The organism is Nocardiopsis sp. NPDC058631, from assembly GCF_042716955.1.
Classification (GTDB): Bacteria; Actinomycetota; Actinomycetes; order Streptosporangiales; family Streptosporangiaceae; genus Nocardiopsis.
On sequence record NZ_JBHXQY010000003.1, the window covers coordinates 100,936 to 120,431 of the forward strand.

General features: G+C 71.7%; 18 protein-coding genes. 9 read left to right on the forward strand and 9 right to left on the reverse strand.

From position 1 onward, the window contains the following. Positions 1-104: 104 nt before the first annotated feature. Entirely contained in the window at positions 105-1,505 is a 1,401-nt protein-coding gene (locus ACFWTE_RS02375) for an amidase (RefSeq protein WP_378777252.1), read from the forward strand. Positions 1,506-1,552: 47 nt separating this feature from the next. Here ACFWTE_RS02375 and ACFWTE_RS02380 read toward each other — a convergent pair whose 3' ends face one another. Then, positions 1,553-2,560, reverse strand: a complete 1,008-nt coding sequence (locus ACFWTE_RS02380) for an ABC transporter substrate-binding protein (RefSeq protein WP_378777153.1) — start codon at positions 2,558-2,560, stop codon at positions 1,553-1,555. A 141-nt stretch (positions 2,561-2,701) separates the two neighbouring features. Between ACFWTE_RS02380 and ACFWTE_RS02385 the strand changes: the two genes are divergently transcribed. The 5 genes from ACFWTE_RS02385 (at position 2,702) to ACFWTE_RS02405 (ending at position 7,329) form a co-directional block, all read left to right on the forward strand. After that, positions 2,702-3,736 (forward strand): FecCD family ABC transporter permease, encoded by a 1,035-nt coding sequence (locus ACFWTE_RS02385; protein ID WP_378777254.1) that lies wholly within the window; start codon positions 2,702-2,704, stop codon positions 3,734-3,736. Continuing rightward, entirely contained in the window at positions 3,733-4,824 is a 1,092-nt protein-coding gene (locus ACFWTE_RS02390) for a FecCD family ABC transporter permease (protein ID WP_378777156.1), read from the forward strand. Before ACFWTE_RS02385 ends, ACFWTE_RS02390 begins: the two co-directional genes overlap by 4 nt. Before the next feature lie 19 nt (positions 4,825-4,843). Continuing rightward, positions 4,844-5,659: an ABC transporter ATP-binding protein gene (locus tag ACFWTE_RS02395; protein ID WP_378777158.1), complete on the forward strand. Its 816-nt coding sequence runs from the start codon at positions 4,844-4,846 to the stop codon at positions 5,657-5,659. 200 nt (positions 5,660-5,859) lie between these two features. Further along, on the forward strand, positions 5,860-6,243 hold the full coding sequence (locus ACFWTE_RS02400) for a DoxX family protein (protein ID WP_378777160.1): 384 nt from the start codon (positions 5,860-5,862) through the stop codon (positions 6,241-6,243). Between the two features lie 162 nt (positions 6,244-6,405). Next, the gene (locus tag ACFWTE_RS02405; RefSeq protein WP_378777162.1) at positions 6,406-7,329 is read left to right on the forward strand and encodes an RNA polymerase sigma-70 factor; all 924 of its coding nucleotides are present in this window, start codon (positions 6,406-6,408) and stop codon (positions 7,327-7,329) included. 212 nt (positions 7,330-7,541) lie between these two features. Here the strand turns inward: ACFWTE_RS02405 and ACFWTE_RS02410 are convergent, their stop codons facing one another. Genes ACFWTE_RS02410 through ACFWTE_RS02425 form a run of 4 tightly spaced genes read right to left on the reverse strand, consistent with a single transcriptional unit; the run spans position 7,542 to position 11,378 of the window. Continuing rightward, positions 7,542-8,117, reverse strand: coding sequence for an ATP/GTP-binding protein (locus ACFWTE_RS02410; RefSeq protein ID WP_378777256.1), 576 nt, complete (start codon positions 8,115-8,117; stop codon positions 7,542-7,544). 54 nt (positions 8,118-8,171) lie between these two features. Next, a complete protein-coding gene (locus ACFWTE_RS02415; RefSeq protein WP_378777164.1) occupies positions 8,172-8,552 on the reverse strand; it encodes a DUF742 domain-containing protein in 381 nt (126 codons plus the stop codon). A gap of 58 nt (positions 8,553-8,610) precedes the next feature. After that, entirely contained in the window at positions 8,611-9,075 is a 465-nt protein-coding gene (locus ACFWTE_RS02420) for a roadblock/LC7 domain-containing protein (protein WP_378777166.1), read from the reverse strand. Beyond that, positions 9,075-11,378, reverse strand: a complete 2,304-nt coding sequence (locus ACFWTE_RS02425) for a nitrate- and nitrite sensing domain-containing protein (protein ID WP_378777168.1) — start codon at positions 11,376-11,378, stop codon at positions 9,075-9,077. Before ACFWTE_RS02425 ends, ACFWTE_RS02420 begins: the two co-directional genes overlap by 1 nt. Positions 11,379-11,907: 529 nt before the next feature. Here ACFWTE_RS02425 and ACFWTE_RS02430 point away from each other — a divergent pair. Further along, positions 11,908-12,192, forward strand: a complete 285-nt coding sequence (locus ACFWTE_RS02430) for a 4a-hydroxytetrahydrobiopterin dehydratase (protein WP_378777258.1) — start codon at positions 11,908-11,910, stop codon at positions 12,190-12,192. Positions 12,193-12,555: 363 nt separating this feature from the next. On the opposite strand, the gene ACFWTE_RS02435 is transcribed toward ACFWTE_RS02430, so the two are convergent. After that, positions 12,556-13,593 (reverse strand): tyrosine-type recombinase/integrase, encoded by a 1,038-nt coding sequence (locus tag ACFWTE_RS02435; protein WP_378777170.1) that lies wholly within the window; start codon positions 13,591-13,593, stop codon positions 12,556-12,558. Positions 13,594-13,971: 378 nt separating this feature from the next. Between ACFWTE_RS02435 and ACFWTE_RS02440 the strand changes: the two genes are divergently transcribed. After that, positions 13,972-14,703 (forward strand): hypothetical protein, encoded by a 732-nt coding sequence (locus ACFWTE_RS02440; RefSeq protein ID WP_378777172.1) that lies wholly within the window; start codon positions 13,972-13,974, stop codon positions 14,701-14,703. A gap of 46 nt (positions 14,704-14,749) precedes the next feature. On the opposite strand, the gene ACFWTE_RS02445 is transcribed toward ACFWTE_RS02440, so the two are convergent. Further along, positions 14,750-16,369, reverse strand: a complete 1,620-nt coding sequence (locus ACFWTE_RS02445) for an AMP-binding protein (RefSeq protein ID WP_378777174.1) — start codon at positions 16,367-16,369, stop codon at positions 14,750-14,752. Positions 16,370-16,488: 119 nt separating this feature from the next. On the opposite strand from ACFWTE_RS02445, the gene ACFWTE_RS02450 reads away from it, so the two are divergent. Beyond that, a complete protein-coding gene (locus ACFWTE_RS02450) occupies positions 16,489-17,514 on the forward strand; it encodes an acyltransferase domain-containing protein (RefSeq protein WP_378777260.1) in 1,026 nt (341 codons plus the stop codon). 51 nt (positions 17,515-17,565) lie between these two features. Here the strand turns inward: ACFWTE_RS02450 and ACFWTE_RS02455 are convergent, their stop codons facing one another. Both ACFWTE_RS02455 and ACFWTE_RS02460 read right to left on the reverse strand, forming a co-directional pair. Then, entirely contained in the window at positions 17,566-18,393 is an 828-nt protein-coding gene (locus ACFWTE_RS02455) for an alpha/beta fold hydrolase (RefSeq protein ID WP_378777176.1), read from the reverse strand. 220 nt (positions 18,394-18,613) lie between these two features. Next, positions 18,614-18,835, reverse strand: a complete 222-nt coding sequence (locus ACFWTE_RS02460) for a hypothetical protein (RefSeq protein WP_378777178.1) — start codon at positions 18,833-18,835, stop codon at positions 18,614-18,616. Positions 18,836-19,496: the final 661 nt, after the last annotated feature.

Genomic DNA, 19,496 nt, shown 5'->3' on the forward strand with positions numbered 1-19,496 from the left:
GCCGAGGCCCGGGAAAACGGGCGGCGCGCAACCCGTCCCCGGGGCTACCCTGGCCCGTCGGTCCGCACCCCCGCAGGCCGACGCCCCGAGGAGTAGCCCTGCAGATCCACGAGTACGCCGAGAGGGACGCCGTCGGCCTCGCCGACCTCGTCCGGACCGGCCAGGTCCGTGCAGCCGAGGTCGAGCGGGTCGCCCGCCTGGCCCTGGAACGCGCCCACGACGACCTCAACGCGCTCACCGGCCCCCTGTGGGAGTCGGTCCCCCTCCCATCGGCCGACGGCCCCCTGGGCGGGGTCCCGTTCGTGGTCAAGGACAGCGGACCCTTCGCGCGCGGAACGGGTTTCACCCTGGGCAGCCGGGCCGTTGACGCCGTCGCCACCGCCGACCACACCCTGATGGCGCGGTTCCGTGCCGCGGGGCTGGTACCACTGGGCCAGAGCACCGCCCCCGAACTGGGGCTGCACTTCGCCACCGAGTCCGCGCGCCACGGGATCACCCGCAACCCCTGGAACCCCGACCGCGGCGCGGGCGGTTCCAGCGGCGGTGCGGCCGCCCTCGTGGCCGCCGGGGCCGTGCCCTTCGCCCACGGCAACGACGGCGCGGGGTCGCTGCGTGTGCCGGCCTCCGCCTGCGGCGTCATCGGGCTCAAACCGACTCGCGGGCGCACACCCTGCGGGCCGCTGGCGGGGGAGGCGGGGTTCGGGCTGATCGCGGAATTCGGACTCACCCGCACCGTCCGCGACACCGCCCGGCTGCTGGACGCGGTCTGCGCACCGCCGGTGGGGGAGAAGTTCATCGTCTCCGCCCCCGACCGGACCTACGCCGAGGCGGTGCGTACCGACCCCGGGCGGCTGCGGATCGCGGTGACCACCACCCCCTGGGCCGACACCAGCGTCGCCGCACCCGTCGCCGAGGCGGCCCTGGACGCGGCCCGTGTCCTGGAGTGGATCGGCCACACCGTGGAGGAGGACCACCCGCACCTGGACCCCGAGGACGTGGTCGAGGGCACCGCCCTCGCCGCACTGGCCACCGGGACGGCCCTGCTGCGCGCGCCACGCCGCCCCGACCCCGCCCTGTTGGAGGACGTCTCCCGGGTGGTGCTCTCCGAGGCCCGGCGGTGCACGGCCCTGGAGGTGGCGGCCATGTTGGACGCCCAGCACCGGGTGACCCACCCCCTGGGCGCGTTCCTGGCCCGGTACGACCTGCTGGTGACCCCGACCCTGGGGCGGCTTCCGGCACCGCACGGCACCCTGGACTACGACGCACCAGGGCACAGCGTACGTTCCTGGTTGCGCGCCCTGCTGTCGTACGGGCCCTTCACCGCACCTTTCAACGTCTCGGGTCAGCCCGCGATCAGCCTGCCCCTGGCCCAGAGCCGGGAGGGGCTGCCCATCGGGGTGCAGCTGGTGGCGGCGCACGGGCGCGAGGACCTGCTCCTGGCAGTGGCCGCCCAGCTCGAACAGGCCGTCCCCTGGAGGGACCGCAGACCCCCGATCCACGTGTGAGCTGTGCCCCCGGCCGTACCGGCCCCGGATCACGGGGGCGCGGGGGCTCACACGGCGGGTTCGAAACCCCCGGTCAGCGCCGCCCTGACGTCCTCCACGATGCGCAGCGCCGCATAGTGGTTGGCCGCACCCCAGTGGTCGTGGTCCACCCGGTACACCGCCTCCCCGCGCACGGCGTCCAGGTTCGCCCACACACCCTCGGAGAAGGTTCGGGGTGCGTCGGGGTAGCCCGAACCGGCCATGACGAAGACGGCGTCCCCGTCCGCCTGGTCCAGGTTCTCGTAGCTCTGCGCGATGAAGTCGGTCGAGCCGTCCCCCTCCAGCTGGCCGTCGGGCCTGGCGAAGCCCAGGTCGGCCACCACCTGTCCGGGGAAGGACTCCGGTGTCTCCAGGCGGATCTCGCTCTCGCTCTGCAACCGCACCAGCGACAGCTCCGTGGCGGCGGGGTCCACGCCCTCGGCCCCGATCTCCTCGCGGGCGGAGGCCACCGCCTCCTCGTACCCGCCCAGGGCGTCCCCGGCCCGCGCCGGGGCGTCCAGGACCTCGGCCACCTCGTCCACGTGTCCGCGCCAGGACCCGGTGCCCTCCCACTCCAGCAGCACCGTCGGCGCGATCGCCTCCAGGCTCTCCAGCATGTCGGCCTGCGCGCCCACCTGGGTGCTGACGCCGATGATCAGGTCCGGCGCGGTGGTGGCGAGCGCCTCGATGTTGACGTCCTCCTCGGAGGGGGAGTTGGTCACCAGCGTCAGGTCGCCTCCGTCGGCGTCCGCGGGCAGGAACGGCGCCAGGCCCTGGTCGTCGCCGCCGGGTGTGCCCATCGTGGCGACCACGTCGTGGCCCAGGAGGGTGACGGCGGCCAGGGTCGGGCGCCACAGCACCGCGATCCTGCGCGGTGTGTCGGGGATCTCCACCGACCCGTTGGCCGCCTCCACCGTGCGGGTTCCGCCGTCCGGCTCCGGCGGGGCCGCGGGCTGCGGGGAGCACCCGCAGGCGAGGAGCGCGGCGAGGGCGGTTACTGTGACCAGGGCGCGTGTGCTGCGGGGGAGCCGAACCATGGGGGCCCTTCCGTGCGAACAGGATGAAGGTAAGGCTAACCTGTCCCGTGGGGTCCGCGGTTGTCCGACCGCACCCCGGGAGCCAGTACCCCGCCCGGGCGGCCCCACCCCACCACCCACGCCACAACGAACGGGGAAGCCGTGGCCCTGCGCGCGCCCACCCTCACGCGCCCCACCCTCACCAGGCGCGTCATACGACCCATGGGCCTGCTCATCTCCCTCGGCGTCCTCGCCGTGTGCGCCCTGTTCAGCGTCACCGTCGGAGCCAAGCCCATCCCCGTCGCCGACGTCTGGGCCGCACTCTCCGCCTACGACGGCACCTACGACCACGACGTCATCCGCAGCCTGCGCGTGCCCCGCACCGTCATCGGCGTCTTCGTCGGTGCCGCCCTGGGCCTGGCCGGGGCCCTCATGCAGGCCCTGACCCGCAACCCCCTCGCCGAACCCGGCCTCCTCGGCATCAACTCCGGCGCGGCCGCGGCCGTCGTCATCGCCGTCTTCGCGTTCGGCGCCGGCGGGGCCGCGTTCGTGTGGCCCGCGTTCCTCGGCGCCGCTGTCGCGGCCGCGGCCGTCTACGCCCTGGGCTCCCGCGGGCGCTCCAGCGCCACCCCGGTCCGCCTGGCACTGGCCGGGACCGCGGTCGCCGCCGTCCTCCAGGGGCTCATCTACGGTGTGATCGTCCTCAACGACTTCGTGTTCGACCGCATCCGCTTCTGGCAGGTGGGCTCCCTCTCCGGGCGCGACCTCGACGTCTTCTGGCAGGTGGCCCCCTTCCTCGTCGCCGGAGTGGCCCTGACCCTGTGCCTGGGCCCCTCCCTCAACGCGGTCGCCCTCGGGGACGACCTCGCGGCCACGCTCGGCGCCAGGATCCCCTCCATCCGCGCCGCCACCGCCCTCGCCGTCATCTTGCTGTGCGGGGCGGCCACCGCCTCGGCGGGGCCCATCTGGTTCGTGGGCCTGATCATCCCCCACGCCGCGCGCATGATCACCGGCCCGGACCAGCGCTGGCTGCTGCCCTACGCCGCCGTCCTGGGCGCGATCCTGCTCACCGCGGCGGACGTCGTCGGCCGGATCGTCCTGCCCAACTCCGAACTGGAGGTCGGTATCATCACCGCTTTCGTCGGGGCGCCCCTGTTCATCGCCCTGGTCCGCAGCAGAAGGATGGCCCAGCTTTGAGCGAGACCCTGGCGCCGCCGCGCCGCCCCGTGTCCGGCCGCGCCACCCCGCGCGGCGCCCTGGTCGTACGCCTGTTCGGTGAGCGGTTCTCCCTCCTGGTCCGCCCGCGCACCGTGCTCGTGTGCCTGGTCCTGGTCGTGGTCAGCGTCCTCACACTGGCCGTGACGGTGACGGTGGGGGACTACGCGATCCCCCTGGAGGCAGTCCCCGGGGCGATCCTCGGCTACGGCGAACGCCTCGACGTCTTCTTCGTCCAGGGTGTGCGCCTGCCCCGCGCGCTGACCGCGATCGGCGTGGGCGCGGCCCTGGGCATCGCGGGAGCGGTCTTCCAGAGCCTGTCCCGCAACGCCCTGGGCAGCCCCGACATCATCGGCTTCACGTCCGGGGCCGCCACCGGCGCCGTCCTGGTCATCCTCGTCCTGGGCGCGGGCCGCCTGGCGGTGTCCGTGGGGGCCATCACGGGAGGCCTGGTCACCGCGGCGATCGTCTACCTCCTGGCGATGAAGAACGGCGTGCAGGGCTACCGGCTGGTCCTGGTGGGCATCGGCGTGTCCGCGATGCTCGGGTCGGTCCGTGACTACCTGCTGACCCGCGCCGAACTCACCGACGCCCTGGGCGCCCAGATCTGGATGATCGGCAGCCTCAACTCGCGCGGCTGGGGCGAGGTCGCCGTCGTGTGGATCTCCCTGCTGGTCCTGGCCCCCGTGCTCCTGGCCCTGGGGCAGCGCCTGCGCTTCATGGAACTGGGCGACGACACCGCGCGCGGCCTCGGCGTCTCCATCTCCTCCACCCAGATCCTGGCCCTGGCCACCGCCAGCGCACTGACCGGCGCCGCCATCGCGGTGGCCGGCCCCGTCGGCTTCGTGGCGCTGGCCGCGCCCCAGCTCGCTCGGCGCCTGACCCGCACCGGCGGCACCACACTGGTGGGCTCCGCGCTCATGGGCGCGGCCCTGCTGGTGGTCGCGGACCTGGTGGCACTGCGCGCCCTGGCCCCCACCCAGCTTCCCGTCGGCGTGGTCACCGCCGTGATCGGCGGGAGCTACCTGATCTGGCTGCTGTACACCGAATGGCGCGGCGGACGTGCCTGAGCGAGACCGAGAGAGAACGATGACCACTCCAGCCGACGCCGGTTCCCGCCTCAACGGCCAGGACCTCACCCTTGCCTACGAGCAGCGCGTCATCTCCCAGAACCTGGCCGTCACGATCCCCGACAACTCCTTCACCGTGATCGTGGGCCCCAACGCGTGCGGCAAGTCCACCCTGCTGCGGGCCCTGTCGCGCACGCTCAAGCCCGCGAGCGGGCACGTCCACCTGGACGGTCAGGCCATCGGCTCCTACCCGGCCAAGGAGGTCGCGCGCCGCCTGGGACTGCTGCCGCAGACCTCCATCGCCCCCGACGGCATCGGTGTCGCCGACCTGGTGGCCCGGGGCCGGTTCCCGCACCAGGGCTTCCTGCGCCAGTGGTCGGCCCAGGACGAGGCGGTGGTCGCCGAGGCCATGGACGCCACCGGGGTCACGGCTCTGGCCGACCGGTCGGTGGACGAGCTGTCCGGGGGCCAACGCCAGCGCGTGTGGCTCGCCATGGTCCTGGCCCAGCAGACCCCGCTGCTGCTGCTGGACGAGCCCACCACCTACCTGGACATCGCCCACCAGATGGACATGCTCGACCTGTGCGCGGACCTGCACGCCGAGCGCGGTTACACACTGGTGGCGGTTCTGCACGACCTCAACCACGCGTGCCGCTACGCCAGCCACCTGATCGTGATGAAGGAGGGCGCCATCGTCGCGGAGGGGGACCCGGCGACGGTGGTCACCGCCGAACTCGTGGAGGAGGTGTTCGGGCTGCCGGTCCGGATCATCCCCGACCCCGAGACCCACACACCGATGATCGTGCCCGTGGACCGCAGGGGCGCGGCCCGCTAGGGTGCCGCGCGGCCAGGCCGGACCGCGCGGGAGCCACCACTCCGCCACGGGGCGCCGACCTTCACGTCCGCCCCACCCGCACACATGGCGGACCGCGTCGTGTCCGCCCGGCCCCGGGCCCGGGTGTGCCGCGGATGTCACAGGCGGGGCCGCTGTCTCGTCGTAGGGGGTACAGACAACCCCCGACCAAGGAGTGGACGTTGGACCTCACACTGTGGATCGCCGCCGGACTGCTGGCCGCAGTGGCCCTGACCGGTGGGATCAGCAAGACGTTCGTGCCCAGGGAGAAACTGGCCGCGGTCCCGGGAGGGCAATGGACCGAGGACGCCGGCCCCGCCTTCGTCAAGACCCTCGGCATCCTGGAGATCATGGCCGCGGCCGGCCTGATCCTGCCCGCCGCGCTCGACATCGCACCGATCCTGGTACCGGTGACCGCCCTATGCTGGGTCCTGCTGATGGTCGGCGCGATGATCACCCACGGCCGCCGCGGCGAAGCCGGGTTCGTGGTCCTGAACACGGTCTATCTCGCGCTTGCGGCGTTCATCGCGTGGGGCCGCCTGGTTCCCGCTCCCTTCACCGGATGACCGAGGGCCCGCCCGGCCCCGGCGGGTGACTGCCCTGTGCGCCTCCCCGCGAGGCCGGCCGCAAACGCGGCGGGGCCCGGCCTCTTCCGACACCGGGGCCGAGGGGCCCGGCCGGCGACCGCGCCACCCCTCGTGGCGCCAGGGTTTCCAGGAGGAGCTGGTATGAGCAGGACCGATGAGTTCCAGACGTTGCGGCCGCTGCTGTTCTCGATCGCCTACCGGATCCTGGGCAGCGTCGGCGAGGCCGAGGACGCCGTCCAGGAGACCTGGCTGCGCTTCGCCGCCTCCCCGACACAGCCCACGTCGGTCCGGGCCTTCCTCGCGGCGACGGTGACCCGGATCTCGATCGACGTGCTGCGCTCGGCCCGCGCCCGGCGCGAGCAGTACGTGGGGCAGTGGTTCCCCGAACCGCTGATCGAGGACCCCTACGAGGATCCGGCGCGGTCGGCCGAGCTGGCCGACTCGGTGTCGACGGCGGCCCTGCTGCTGCTCGAACGGCTCAGCCCGCTCGAGCGGGCGGTGTTCGTGCTGCGGGAGGTGTTCGCCTTCGGCTACCCCGAGGTCGCCTCGGCTGTAGGACGCTCGGAGGCGGCGTGCCGCCAACTCGCGGCGCGGGCACGGCGCCACATGGCCGCGGGCCGACCCCGTTTCGAGGCGGACCGCGAAGTGCGGGAGGAACTGGCTTCGCGGTTCTTCGACGCCCTGCGCGAAGGCGACGTCGCCGGTCTCAGGGAACTGCTCGCCGCCGATGTGTCGATGGCCGGTGACGGCGGCGGCAGGGCACCGCAGCTGGCCAGGGCGGTCACCGGCGCCGAGAACGTGGCCCGGCTGCTGGCCTCCGTCTATCCCCGCATGGCCCGGGTCGAGGTGACGTGCGAGCCACACCAGGTCAACGGCCAGCCGGGCGCGATCTTCCGCGACCGGGACGGCAGGGTGCTCCACACCATGGCGCTCGACATCCTCGACCGGCGGATCCGGATGATCCGTGCGGTAATCAACCCCGACAAACTCGGGCACCTGGGGCCGGTGGCGGACGCCTGGGCCATCGACCGCGAAGTACGTCGGACGCACCGGTCCGCAGGGTAACCACGACAGCCCCCCGCCTCCGGCCCTCCCCGCAGGAAGGTTCACGCCCTCCGCGGCGGGAGGGCTGCGCCATGTCCGCCGGGGGCCGGGGGCGGCGGTGGGGGAGTGCCCACACCGCGTGAGCGCTCCCCCACCACGACAGGGCCGCAAGGGCCGGGGCCTCCGGGGAGGCCGAGCGCCGATGCCCCGGCACCCTGACGGGGTTCGGTCCCTCAAGCACCCGACAGCTCCAGCCGCAGCACCAGCGACACCAGCTCCAACAACACCTCCTTGACCGACTCCCGGTCCCGCGCGTCGCACAGCAGCAGCGGCACCCGCTCCTCCAGGTCCAACGCGACCCGCACGTCGTCGGCCCGGTGCGTGCGCTGCCCGTCGAAGCAGTTGACCGCCACCACGAACGGCAGCCCGCGCGACTCGAAGAAGTCGATCGCGTCGAAGGAGTCCGCCAGGCGGCGCGTGTCGGCCACCACCACCGCTCCCAGCGCCCCTTCCGTCAACTCCTCCCACATGAACGAGAAGCGGCGCTGCCCGGGGGTTCCGAACAGGTACACCACCGTCGACGCGTCCAACGTGATGCGGCCGAAGTCCAGCGCCACCGTCGTCGTGGACTTGCCCTCCACGCCCTCCAGGTCGTCCACACCCACGCTCTCGGAGGTCATGACCTCCTCCGTGTGCAGCGCCTCCACCTCGCTCAGCGCCGACACCAGGGTGGTCTTGCCCGCCCCGAATCCCCCGGCCACCACGATTTTCAGGGTGTCGGGGACAGGACCTGCCCCCTCGGCCTCCATTACGACCAACGCCCCATCCACTCCATCCGGCCTCTCGGGCCCATTCGCTCCACCTCACAACTCCCGGATGCGGCCCAGTACCGCGCGCAGCGTCGCCGCGTCGGGCCTGTTCCGCTCCCAGGCCGAGGTGTGCACCGTCACGTATCCCTGGTCCAAAAGATCGGCCAGCAGGATCCTGGTCACGCCCAGGGGAAAACCTGTCCGCGAGGCGACCTCCGCCACCGAGAGCGGACGCGCGCACAGCGACAGGATCAGCTCCAGCTCGGGGTCCACCTCCGGCGGCTCCACCGACGCGACCGTCACCACCTGCGACGTGATCGAGAAGTCCGAGCGTGAGGGCCGTGTCCGCCCGCCCGTCAACGAGTAGGGCCTGATCAGGCTCGACTCGAACGACCACCCCTGCGGGGACTCTTCGCCAGGCGGCACCGCGCTCACTCCCTCACCTCCTCATGGCCCGCGGGCCCGCGCGTCCACGGACGCCGCGGCCCCTGCCTCACGACCTCCCGTGTCCGCGCCTGGGCAGCGCCGACAGGTGCGGTCCCACCTGGCGCACCAGGCGGTTCACCTCGAACGCCGCCTGGCCCATGTCGCAGGTGGACTCGGCGACCACGGCCAACGAGGCGCCCCGGCCCGCGGCCAGCACGAAGAAGAACACGTTGTCCATCTCCACCACGGTCTGGCGCACCTCCGAGGCGCCCAGCCGCGAACGCGCACCGCGGGCCAGGCTGGCGAACCCCGACGCGATCGCGGCGAGCCGTTCGCCCTCCTCCCGGTCCAGTCCCGGGGACGAGGACAGCAGGAGCCCGTCCGCTGACAGCAGCAGGGCGTCCCGCGCACCCGCGACCCTGTCCACCAGGTCTGCCAGCAGCCAGTCCAAGGTTGTGGCCGGGGTCTCCCCGCCCACTTCGTCACCACCGGTGACCCGGTCTCCTGCCGTAGTGCCCGCCGACATCGACATCACCCTTTTGACCTCTCACCGGGGCGCGCACCGCGCGCGCCACCCTCGTCCAGTTCCTCGGACTCCGCGCGGCCGCGCAGTGTCCCGGACTGGAAGGCACTCATCATGGACCGGATGTCCGACAGGGAGCGCTGCTCACCCGGGGCCTGCGCGCTCACGGCCGGCGCCTTCTCGGTGACGGCCGCGTGCTTGCGTCGCCGTCGGGGCAGGCCCATGTAGGTGTCCTCCTCCGCACCGCCGGGGAGGGCGTCACCGTTCGCGGGGCCGCCCTGGGACCGGGGCGCCGCCGGCGCCCGGACGTTCGGGCGCGGCTCCCGCGACACCTCCGCGGGTGCCGCCGGCACTCCTGCGGGGTCCACGGCCGGGGCAGCCGGTCCCGGGCCGACGACAGGACGCCGCTGCGGCCCGGTCGCCCCCGGGAGAAGGGGAGCCTCCTCGGGGGCTGCCAACGCCCCGCGGGGGATGAGCACCACCGCACGCGTCCCCTGGTGGGGCGAGACCTGCAGCGTCACCTCGAAACCGTGCCGGGCCGCGATCGTGGCGACCACGAACAGGCCCAGGTTCGAGTCCTCGCGCATACGCGCCAGGTCGAACCGCGGCGGGTCGGCCAGCAGCACGTTCGACGAGCTCAGCTGGGCCTCGGTCATGCCCAGCCCGTGGTCCTCCACCTCCAGGACGTGGCCGCCGTGCTCGGTCTCCCGGCCCCGTACGGTCACCTCCGTCCCCGGGGGGGAGAACGAGGTCGCGTTCTCCAGCAGCTCGGCGAGCAGGCGGACGGTGTCGGTCCCCACGTCGCCGCGCAGCGCGACCGCGGGCAGCCCCACGATCCGCACCCGCGCGTAGTCCTCGATCTCGCTGGCGGCCGCACGCACCGCCTCGTGCAGACCCACCGGGCCCAGCCCGCGGCGTACCGGGTCGTCCCCGCTCAGCAGCATCAGGTTCTCGGCGTTGCGCCGCAGCTGGGTGCTGAAGTGGTCGATGCGGAACAGGGCCTCCAGCACCGCGGGGTCGGTCTCGCTCCGCTCCAGGGTGTCCAACAGCCCCAGCTGCCGGTGCACGAGCGACTGCGTGCGGCGCGCGATGTTGCGGAACATGGCCCGCACCCCCGCACGGACCTGGGCCTCCTCCACGGCGGCGGCGACCGCGGCGCGCTGGGCGTCGTTGAACGCCTCGGCCATCTGGCCGATCTCGTCGCGCACATGCACCCGCAGTTCGGGCACCTCGGTGTCCACGTCCACGCTTCCGCCCGCACGAAGCCGGGCGGTCACCTCCGGCAGGCGCACGCGCGCGTGTTCCAGGGTGAGGATGCGCAGGTGCTGCAGCCGCCGGCCCAGGCGCTGGGTACCGCCCACGGCCACGGCTGTGGAGGCCAGGGCCGCCACGAGGGCGGGCACGCTCATGAGTAGGACACTGTTGCGCAGTTCGGCGGACTGGGAGTGGCTGAAGGCGGTGACCTGCTCGGTCTGGGTCTCCTCCACCCCGCGCATGCGCAGGTCCACGGCCTCGGCCGCGCCGCGCCAGGCGGTGGCGTTGACCGGGACGGTGTTCTCGCCCCGGATGGGCATGCTGATGATGCTCTCCTGGAGCTGGTACACGCTCTGGAGGGAGGAGTAGGACTCCAGGAGGAGGTATTCCTCGCTGTCCTCGTCGCTGAGTTCGGCGCCGACGCGCCCCCAGGTGTAGTGCTGGGCTCCGGCGGCCGCGGCGAACTGGGAGTGGGCCTCGGCGGGGAAGGCGTTGACGGCCACCGCGTGGGCGAGGACGGCGTCCTGCTGGTTGAGGAGTTCGCGGGTGCGGACCAGGGAGGTCAGGGAGCGCAGGGCGGGGACCTGTGCGGAGTCGGCGCGCTCGACCTGTGCGTCCCACACGCGCAGTCCGCTCTCGATGGTCTCGGTGTAGGCGGTGGCGGCCTCCTCCAGCGTGCGCTCGGCGGGGGAGAGGCCGTCCACCTTCTGGCGGTGGGCTTCGAGCCGGTTGAGGGCGCGCTGGAAGTCCTGGGCCTGTTGGGGCAGGTCGTCCTCGCCGAAGGCGCGGAGGTGCTGCTGGAGGGTTTCCACGGCTCTGGTGGTCTCCTGGCGGGTGAACTCCAGGCGGCTGGCGGTGCGCTCGGTCCCGCTGGCGGAGTCCATGGTGGCGCGCCGCTCGCGCTGGAGTTCGCCGATGACCGTGATGACGGGGGTGGCGACCTGTTCGGTCAGGGCCGCTGTGGTGCGCAGTTCGCGGATGTCGGTGACCAGGACGGCGGTGAACGCAGCCCACAGGACCAGCAGCGCGGTACTGGGGATCAGGACCAGCGTGATCATGCGGGCACGAAGCGATCGGCGCTTCTCGTGGGGCATGGGCTCGCTTCCGGGGGGAGAGGCGGGCGAGGCTGGGGAAGCGTCCGCCGAGGTGGGGGAGGACCAGGGTTGCCCTGAGTGAATCGTTCCGGGGGAGATTACGCAAGCCTGAAATGGCTGGTGGAGGCGGGGTTGGTCGAATCGCCCCAGGTCAAAGCGCTGGCCTCAGCTTGGTAACGCGAACCGTTCGAAAAAATCTACATTGTAAAGGCGGGGGTTTTCTCCAAGAAAAACAGACAAAAAGAACAAAGGAGCGGTTTCACCGCACCAAATACCAAAGGGGGAGCCTGATGCAGGAAACGGTGTGTGATTTCAGGCCTTCTGACGGGTACGTAGCCTTCTGCGAACGCGCCCGAACCCACGGGCCGCGACCGTCCACTGACGGAGTGGCACCATCGCCGGCACAGAACACGGGACGGCCACTCCTGTCACACCCGCACCGATGGCAGCAGACCCGCTCGCAGAACCCGGGTACACGGGGGAGAGGACCCATATGAAGCTCACCGAGGACCAGATCCAGGACGGCCTGACCCGGCTGACCGGGTGGGAGCTGGACCCCGCCGCGCCCGCCATCCGACGCACCGTGCGCCTGGCCGACTTCCTCGCGGCCGTCTCCCTGGTCAACGACATCGCCCAGGCGGCCGAGCAGGTCGACCACCATCCGGACATCGACATCCGCTACAACACGCTCCACCTGGCCCTGAGCACCCACTCCGAGGGGGCCGTCACCGAGGAGGACATGGCCCTGGCCGCCCGCATCGACGAGCTCGTGCCCTGAGCCCGCGACGCCCTGACCGCCCGTGGCGGGCCGGGAGCAGCCGACCCGGTGCGGGGGCACAGAGCACCGGGGGTCGGGGAACGGCCCTCGCCCTGTACACCGCGATCTCGCCCACCGGCCGTCCGGCGGCGTCGGCGCGTGTGCGGCCGGCTCTTCGGAGGACCTCGGGGGCCCGGCGTCCGGCCGCGGGGCTGCCGCTCTTTCCGCCGGTGGGTGCGGCGTTGGCCGCGTTGCCCTGTCCTCGTGCGGTGGTGGCGGACGCCGGGTGGGGTGCTGTGACCGACGACGACTACGTGTGGGTGTGAACCCGGCGTCTCGCGAGCGGGGGTGCGGCGCGGGGTGTCTTCCTGGGTTCGGCGGGGTTCAGAGGCCGACTTTGCGGATGGGGTTGTCGCGCCAGGCGTCGGCGGGGCGGATGTAGGTGTCGACGGCGGTGGATTTTTCGGACCAGCGGCCTTGGCGGGCGATCCAGGCGCGGGGGGCGCCGGCGGCTGCGGCGGCGGTGGCGGGTCCGGCTCGGAGTGAGTGGGCGGTGATGCCTTCGATGTCGGCGTTGTGTGCGAGGCGTTTGACGATGAGGTTGATGCCGGCTCCGGACATGCGTCCGGTTCCTCGTCCGGCGGCGTCGGTGGTGCCGGCGAGGCGTCCGTGTCTGTCGACGGAGCGTAGTAGTGGTCCTTGGGTGGTTCCGGCCTCGGCGAGGGCTTGGAGGTAGGCGGTTGTGGTGCGGACGGGGCAGGTGAGTCGGTGTGTGCCGTAGGGGACGGCCACGGTGGCGCCTGCTGCGTCTTTGTCGGTTTTGGAGGTGGCGACGAACACTTCCAGTCCGTCGGGGACGGGTCGGAGGTCGGTGATGTCGAGGGCGGCGAGTTCGGAGCGGCGGGCCATCATGGCGTAGCCGAGGAGGAGGAGGGTTCGGTTGCGGAGGCCGACGAGGGTGTCGTCGGCGGTTTCGAGCATGCGGCGGAGTTCGTCGACGGTGAGTGCGGGGGCTTGGCGGCGTCGTCCTCCTTGGCGTGCCCATTGGCGGTTGTAGGAGCGCAGGGCCATGCGGGCGGCTTTGGTGGAGACGGCGTGTCCGTGGGCGGCGTGGCGGGAGGCGATGGCGCCCAGGGCCCGGTCGATGGTGGCTGGGGCGGATCCGTTGGTGGCGAGGTGGTCGACGTAGGAGGCGAGGGTTTCGGCGGTGGCGGGGAGGGGGGTGCGGTTGGTGTTCGTGCACCAGGTGGTGAAGGTGCGCCAGTCGCGGGTGTAGCCGGTGCGGGTGGAGGTGGCCCAGCCGTCGGCGACCCGGGCGGCGGCTGAGGGGGTGAGGTGGGTGTCGGGTGTGTGGGGTGTGAGTTCGTGTGGGTTGTGGCGGGTCACGATGTCGGTGGTGGGGTGGGGGGTCGGTTCGGTCATGCGGGGGGCTCCTGGAGGGGGTGTCTGATTTCTGAGTTTCGACAAAGATCTGACTTCCGACAAATTCTGACTTTCGACAAGTCAGCTTATCAAAAGTGAGGGTTGGTGGGGGTCTGGGGTGGTTTTGGGGTGGGGTCTGTGCCGGTTCGCGGGGGTGGCCGCCCCTGTCCGGGCCGGAGGAGGAGGCGGCGCACCCCAAGGAGTGGGCTCCCGCTCCGGGACGGGCGCGGGGTGTGGACGGGGGACCGGAATGTCAGGGGGACCGGTCAGTGTGGCGGTGGTTGCCTCCGCCGTACTCCGGCGGACGGCCGCCACCGTGCCATCGCCCCCCGGTGCCGGGCCCGCCCCTGGCCCGCACCCGACGCAACGGAGAGCCCCATGCCAGGCCGCCTCACCCCGGCCCGATTTTTCGCCTTCTACGAACTGGGCGCCGACCCTGGCATTCTCGGCCTTCGCGACACCGTTTCCGACCAGCGGCGTCGGGAGTGGTTGATCGGCGCCGAGCTGGTCGAGCGGTGTGAGACCCCGGACCGCGGCCACGCCTTCCGTGTCACAAAGGCGGGTCTTGCCGTGCTGCGGGAGCACCTGGAGTACTTGGAGGGGCGCGAGCGTGCGCGGTTGCCGCACCGTTCCGGGGACGAGTACCGCATCCAGCACAGAACCCCGTACTCCCGCGCCCAGTTGGACGCGGCCCTGGCGCGGCGCGCGCGGGGCGGAGCCGTACCGCCGGCGGGTTCGGTGGGCGCGGACTGGCGGTTGGGGCAGGGGACGCAGGCGTGGTCGGGGTCGCCTTGCGATGTGCTCGCGGCGGTGGCCGTGCTGGAGGCGGCCGGGCACACGCCCGTGGTCTTCGTCGGGGGTTGGCACGGGGCGGGGGGTCCGAGGGGCTTCTATGTGGAGCCGCGCGCGCAGGTTCTGTACGTGTACCACGTCGAGGCGGGCCGGTCGGCCCGGGAGGACGGGGGGTGGTTCACGGCGGAGGTGGGCGCCTACGCGGACGCGTTGCGTGCCGCCGGGTGGCATGTGGAGCCGGGGGCGTCGCGGTGCGTGCACGTGCGGGCGCCCGGTGGGAGGGGGCGGGGTCTGGACGGGTGGTCGGGGCCGGGCTAGCCCGCGCTCTGTGTCACCCGTGCGCCCTGGTTGGTGAGTGGTGGGGTCAGCGCAGGTGTGAGCGGCGCATCTTGCCCGAGGCGGTGCGGGGGAGTTCGTCGACGAAGTCGATGACCTGGGGTGCGGCGTGGGTGGCGAAGCGGGTGCGGACCCATTCCTTGAGTTCGTCGGCGAGTGCGGGCGTGGCGGTGTGGCTGGGGGCCAGGACGATGCGGGTGCCGACGAGCTGTCCGGCGATCTCGTCGGGGATGGAGTAGACGCCGCATTCTTCGACGGCGGGGTGGTCGTTGAGGACGGCTTCGACCTCGGTGGGGCCGACGCGGTAGCCGTGGGTGAGGATGGCGCCGTCGTCGCGGGTGGAGAAGAAGATCTGGCCGTTGCGGTCCTGGATGCCGGTGTCGCCGGTGAGGTAGTGGGCGTGGTCGGGGGTGAAGCGGACCTGGGAGGCGGCTTCGTTGTCGAGGTAGCCGTTGAACCAGGCGAGGGGGCTGTGGGCGAGGTCGACGGCGATGCGTCCGTAGGTGCCCGGGGGTGCGGGGTCGTCGGAGATGGCTTCGAGGACCTGGATGGTCCAGCCGGGGAGTGCGGGGCCGATGGAGCCGGGGACGAGGGGGGTGGCGGGGGTGGGGGTGTCGCCGTTGGGGAGGCCGATGCACCAGCCGAGTTCGGTCTGTCCGTAGTGGTCGTGGACGGGGACGCCGAAGACGTCGGCGACCCAGTCGATGACGTCGGGGGCCAGGGGTTCTCCGGCGCTGGTGAGGCGTTGGACCATGACTTCGGGGGGCAGGGTCTTGGTGGCGGCGCGCAGGGTGCGGTAGGTGGTGGGGTCTGCGGCGAGGTTGGTGACGCCGTGGAGGCCGAGGACGTCGAGGGTGAGTTCGGGGTCGAAGAATCCGGCGCGTAGGGCGAGGGAGTCGTGTCCGGCGAGGAGGGGGCTGATGAGGCCGTGGTAGAGGCCGTAGGCGGAGCCGGGGTCGGCGGTGTTCCAGTAGACGTCGTCGTCGCGGACGCCGAGGCCGTAGTGGTGGTAGGCGTGCATGGCGGTGAGGGCGCGGGCGGGGACGGGGACGCCGCGGGGTGGGCCGACGTTGGCGGAGACGTAGAGGATGGCGAGGGTGCCGTCGCCGCCGATGGGGGTGTCGGTGGTGGGTGGGGTGGTGGTGTGTTGGGTGAGGGTGGTGAGGGTGTGGTCGCCTTCGCGGAGGGGGTGGGTGCCGGTGGTGGCGATGTCCCAGGTGGGGGTGTGGGGGGTGTGGTCGAGTTTGGTGCGGTATTCGTCGTCGCACACGACGAGGCGGGTGTGGGAGTTGGTGAGGCGTTCGGTGATGGCGGAGGGGGCGAAGGAGGAGAGGAGGGGGACGAGGACGGCTCCGAGTCGCCAGACGGCGAGGGCGGTGATGGTGAGGTCGATGCCTTTGGGCAGGAGGGTGGCGATGCGGTCGCCGGTGGTGATGCCGAGGTCGGTGAGTCCGGTGGCCAGGGTGCGGGAGCGGTGGGCGAGTTCGCCGTAGGTGAGGGTGGTGGCGGCGAGGGTGGGGCCGATTTCGGTGGTGGCGGTGGTGTGGGGGTTGTGGCGGTCGCAGAGGAGGTGGGCCACCGATGTGGTGGGGGTGTCGTAGGTGGCGAGCCAGTCGCGTAGGTGGTGCGCCGGGTCGGGCACGGGCATCGGTGGTCTTCCTCGTTTTTGGTGGGTTTGTTGGTATCGGAGGGTTACGTCAACACTATGCCCACCTGTGAGGTCGGCCTCACTCGCGCCGGGTGTGGCGGGTCGGCCATCATGTGGGGATGGATAGTGGTGCTGTTGCGGAGCGGTTCGGTCTGGGTGCTGGTGAGCGTGCGTGGTTGGAGGCGGCGGCGCGGTTGCCGGAGCCGGTGAGGGCGTTGGTGGTGCCTTCGGGGGCGGGTGCGGCGCGGGTGTTGGACCTGTTCGGTCTGGAGGGTGCGGACCGGGCTGAGGTGGAGGGGTTGTGGCCGGGTTCTGGTGGGCCGTGGGGTGAGTGGCCGCCGGAGTTGTGGCACGTGGTGGAGTGCATGTACCGGCGGTTGTGTGCGGACGCGGATCTGCCGGCGGGGGTGTGGCGGGATTGGCCTTCGTTGGTGGGTGTGGAGGACCCGCGGGTGCGGGTGGCGTCGTTGTGGGCGTTCGCGGCGATGGTGGAGGCGCAGTTCGCGGCGCATGGGGTGCGGGGTGTGGGGCGGTCGGTGACGGTGGCGACGCTCGCTGATGTGGGTGTGCAGATGGGGCGTTCGCGGCGGATGTACGGCTGGTTGTCGTTGGAGACGGCGTCGTGGGTGGCCGCGCAGTTCCGTGGGCGCTTGTTCTGGGTGGGCGGGTTGCAGTTGGAGCCGGCGTTGTTGGGGGATCAGGGCGGGGTGGAGTGGTATTCGCCCGAGGAGGCGCGTGGGTTGGGGCCGGGGATGGGTGTGGGTGATCCGGTGTTGCGGTTGCACATTCCCACGGGTGGGTTGGATCCGGTGTCGGTGGAGGATGCGTTGGGTCGGGCGCGGGGGTTTGCCCGGGAGTGTTTGGGGGTTGATCCGGTGGTGGCCACGTGTACGTCGTGGTTGTTGGATCCGCAGTGGGGTGAGGTGTTGGGGGAGGGGTCCAACATCGTGGGGTTCCAGCGGCGGTTCACGTTGGTGGGTGCGGGGCAGCCGGGGGAGTCGGACGTGTTCCGGTTCGTGTTCGGTCGTGCGCGGGTGGATGTGGCGGGGGTTCCGCGGCGGACGCGGTTGGAGCGTGCGGCGGTGGAGCGGTTGGAGTCGGGGGGTGTGTGGCAGGTGCGTACGGGGTGGTTGCGGTTGCCGTAGGGGGTGGGTCGGCCCGTGCCTTGGTGCGGGCCGGCGGTGTGGTGGTCGCGGTCAGCGTTGGAGGAAGTCGAGCAGGTCCTGGTTGAACTTCTCCTTGTCTTCGGGGGTCAGGGCGATGCCGTGGGATCCGCCTTCGTAGACCTTGAGTGTGGCGTCGGCGATGATCTGGGCGCTTTTGCGGGCGGTGGCGTCGATGGGGACGATCTGGTCGTCGTCGCCGTGGACGATGAGGGTGGGGATGTCGAAGCGGCGTAGGTCCTGGGTGAAGTCGGTGTAGCCGAAGGCGTCGACGCACGTGACGCCGGCCTGGATGGCCTGGTGCATGGCCATGAACCAGAAGGCGTCCTTGTTGCCCTGGGTGGTCTTGTTGCCGGGGCGGTTGGTGCTGAAGAACCCCTCGGCGGTGTCCTTCCAGAACTGGGAGCGTTCTGTGAGGATGCCGTTCTTGATGCCGGTGAGGGCTGCTTCGGGGACGCCTTCGGGGTTGGTGTCGGTTTTGAGCATGATGGGTGGGATGGCGGAGAGCAGGACGGCCTGGTGTACGCGTTGGGTGCCGTGGCGGCCGATGTAGCGGGCGAGTTCGCCGCCTCCCATGGAGTGGGCGACCAGGGTGGTGTCCTGGAGGTCGAGCTGGTTCATGAGGTCGTTGAGGTCGTCGGCGAAGGTGTCGAAGTCGTAGCCGGTCCAGGGTTGGTCGGAGCGGCCGTGTCCGCGTCGGTCGTGGGCGATGGCGCGGAATCCGTGGTCGGCCACCCATTTGAGTTGGTCGTCCCAGGCGTCGGCGTTGAGGGGCCAGCCGTGGCTGAAGACGACGGGGCGTCCGCTGCCCCAGTCCTTGTAGTGGATCTGGACGTTGTCGCGGGTGGTGATGCGGCCCATGGTGTCCCCCCTTGTGTGGTGGTCGCGGTGTGGTGCGCGGGGTGGTGTCGGCGCACCGTTGCCGAGTGGATCACGGTGGGGGTGGGGTGGTGAACCCGGTGGGGGGCAAGGCTGGGGAAAGTTCGTGTTGGTGGGTCGGGCGGTGGTGTTTTTGGTGGTCAGGGCGGGTGCGGTGGTGGTGAGGGTGTCAGGGCGGGTGTGGGTCGTGGGTGCTTGTCTGCTAGGGGGTCGGGTGGTGGGTGGTGGCGGCGAGCAGGTGGTGGCCGGTGCCCTCGCAGTCGGGGCAGGGGTGGGATGCGAGGGCTTGGTCTCCCTGGTCGGGGGTGGGCGGGTTGGTGTTGGGCGGGTGGTCGGTGGGCGGGTCGCCGGTGGTGAGGTGGGCGAGGAGGCACACGCGTGTTCCGCTGCCCAGGCAGCTGCGGCACATGGTTCTGATGAGCATGTGCGCAGGATAGGTGGTGGGTGTGGGGCGGGGGTGTGTGAACTGTCGAGCTTGTCGGGTTTTGTGTGTCTGTTGGGGTGGTGTGGGGGAGCGGGTCGGCGGGGCCGGTGGGTGGGGCGGCGGTTCTGGATGCGGGTGTGGGTGTGGGTGTGGCTTGGGGTGTTGGTGTGTGCGGTCGTGGCCCTGGGCGGGAGTGGAAGGCCTGCGTTGTGGGCGGTGCTGGGCCGACCGGGTGGTGGACGGGGGTTGCGGGTCGGTGCGGTCGGGGAAGGGTGTGCGGGTTGGTGGTGGGTGCTCCTACCTTCTCAACTTGACATAATGTGCATTATCGGCGATATGGGCGAGGCTGGGAGAAGGGGCTGGTCTGCCTGGGTTGGCGGGTGTGTGCGGGTGCGTGGCCTTCGGCTGCGTGGTCGGTATGGATCGTCATCGGGCGCTGGCCGCGTCGGGGTGTTCGGGTGTGGGTCGTGCGCGGGTGGCCTGTGGATCTGGCCGGCTCCGGTGCGGCGTTGCCTTCTGATTTCAGTATTCGCAGGTCGGCGTTGGGTGGCAAGAGTCGTTTCAGGGCCTGTGGACAACGCCCGCCGGGGCTCGGCGGCTCTTGTCTTCGTCGGGCGCCGGGTCGTGCGAATGCTTGGTTCGCGATGTTCGCCGCCGTGTT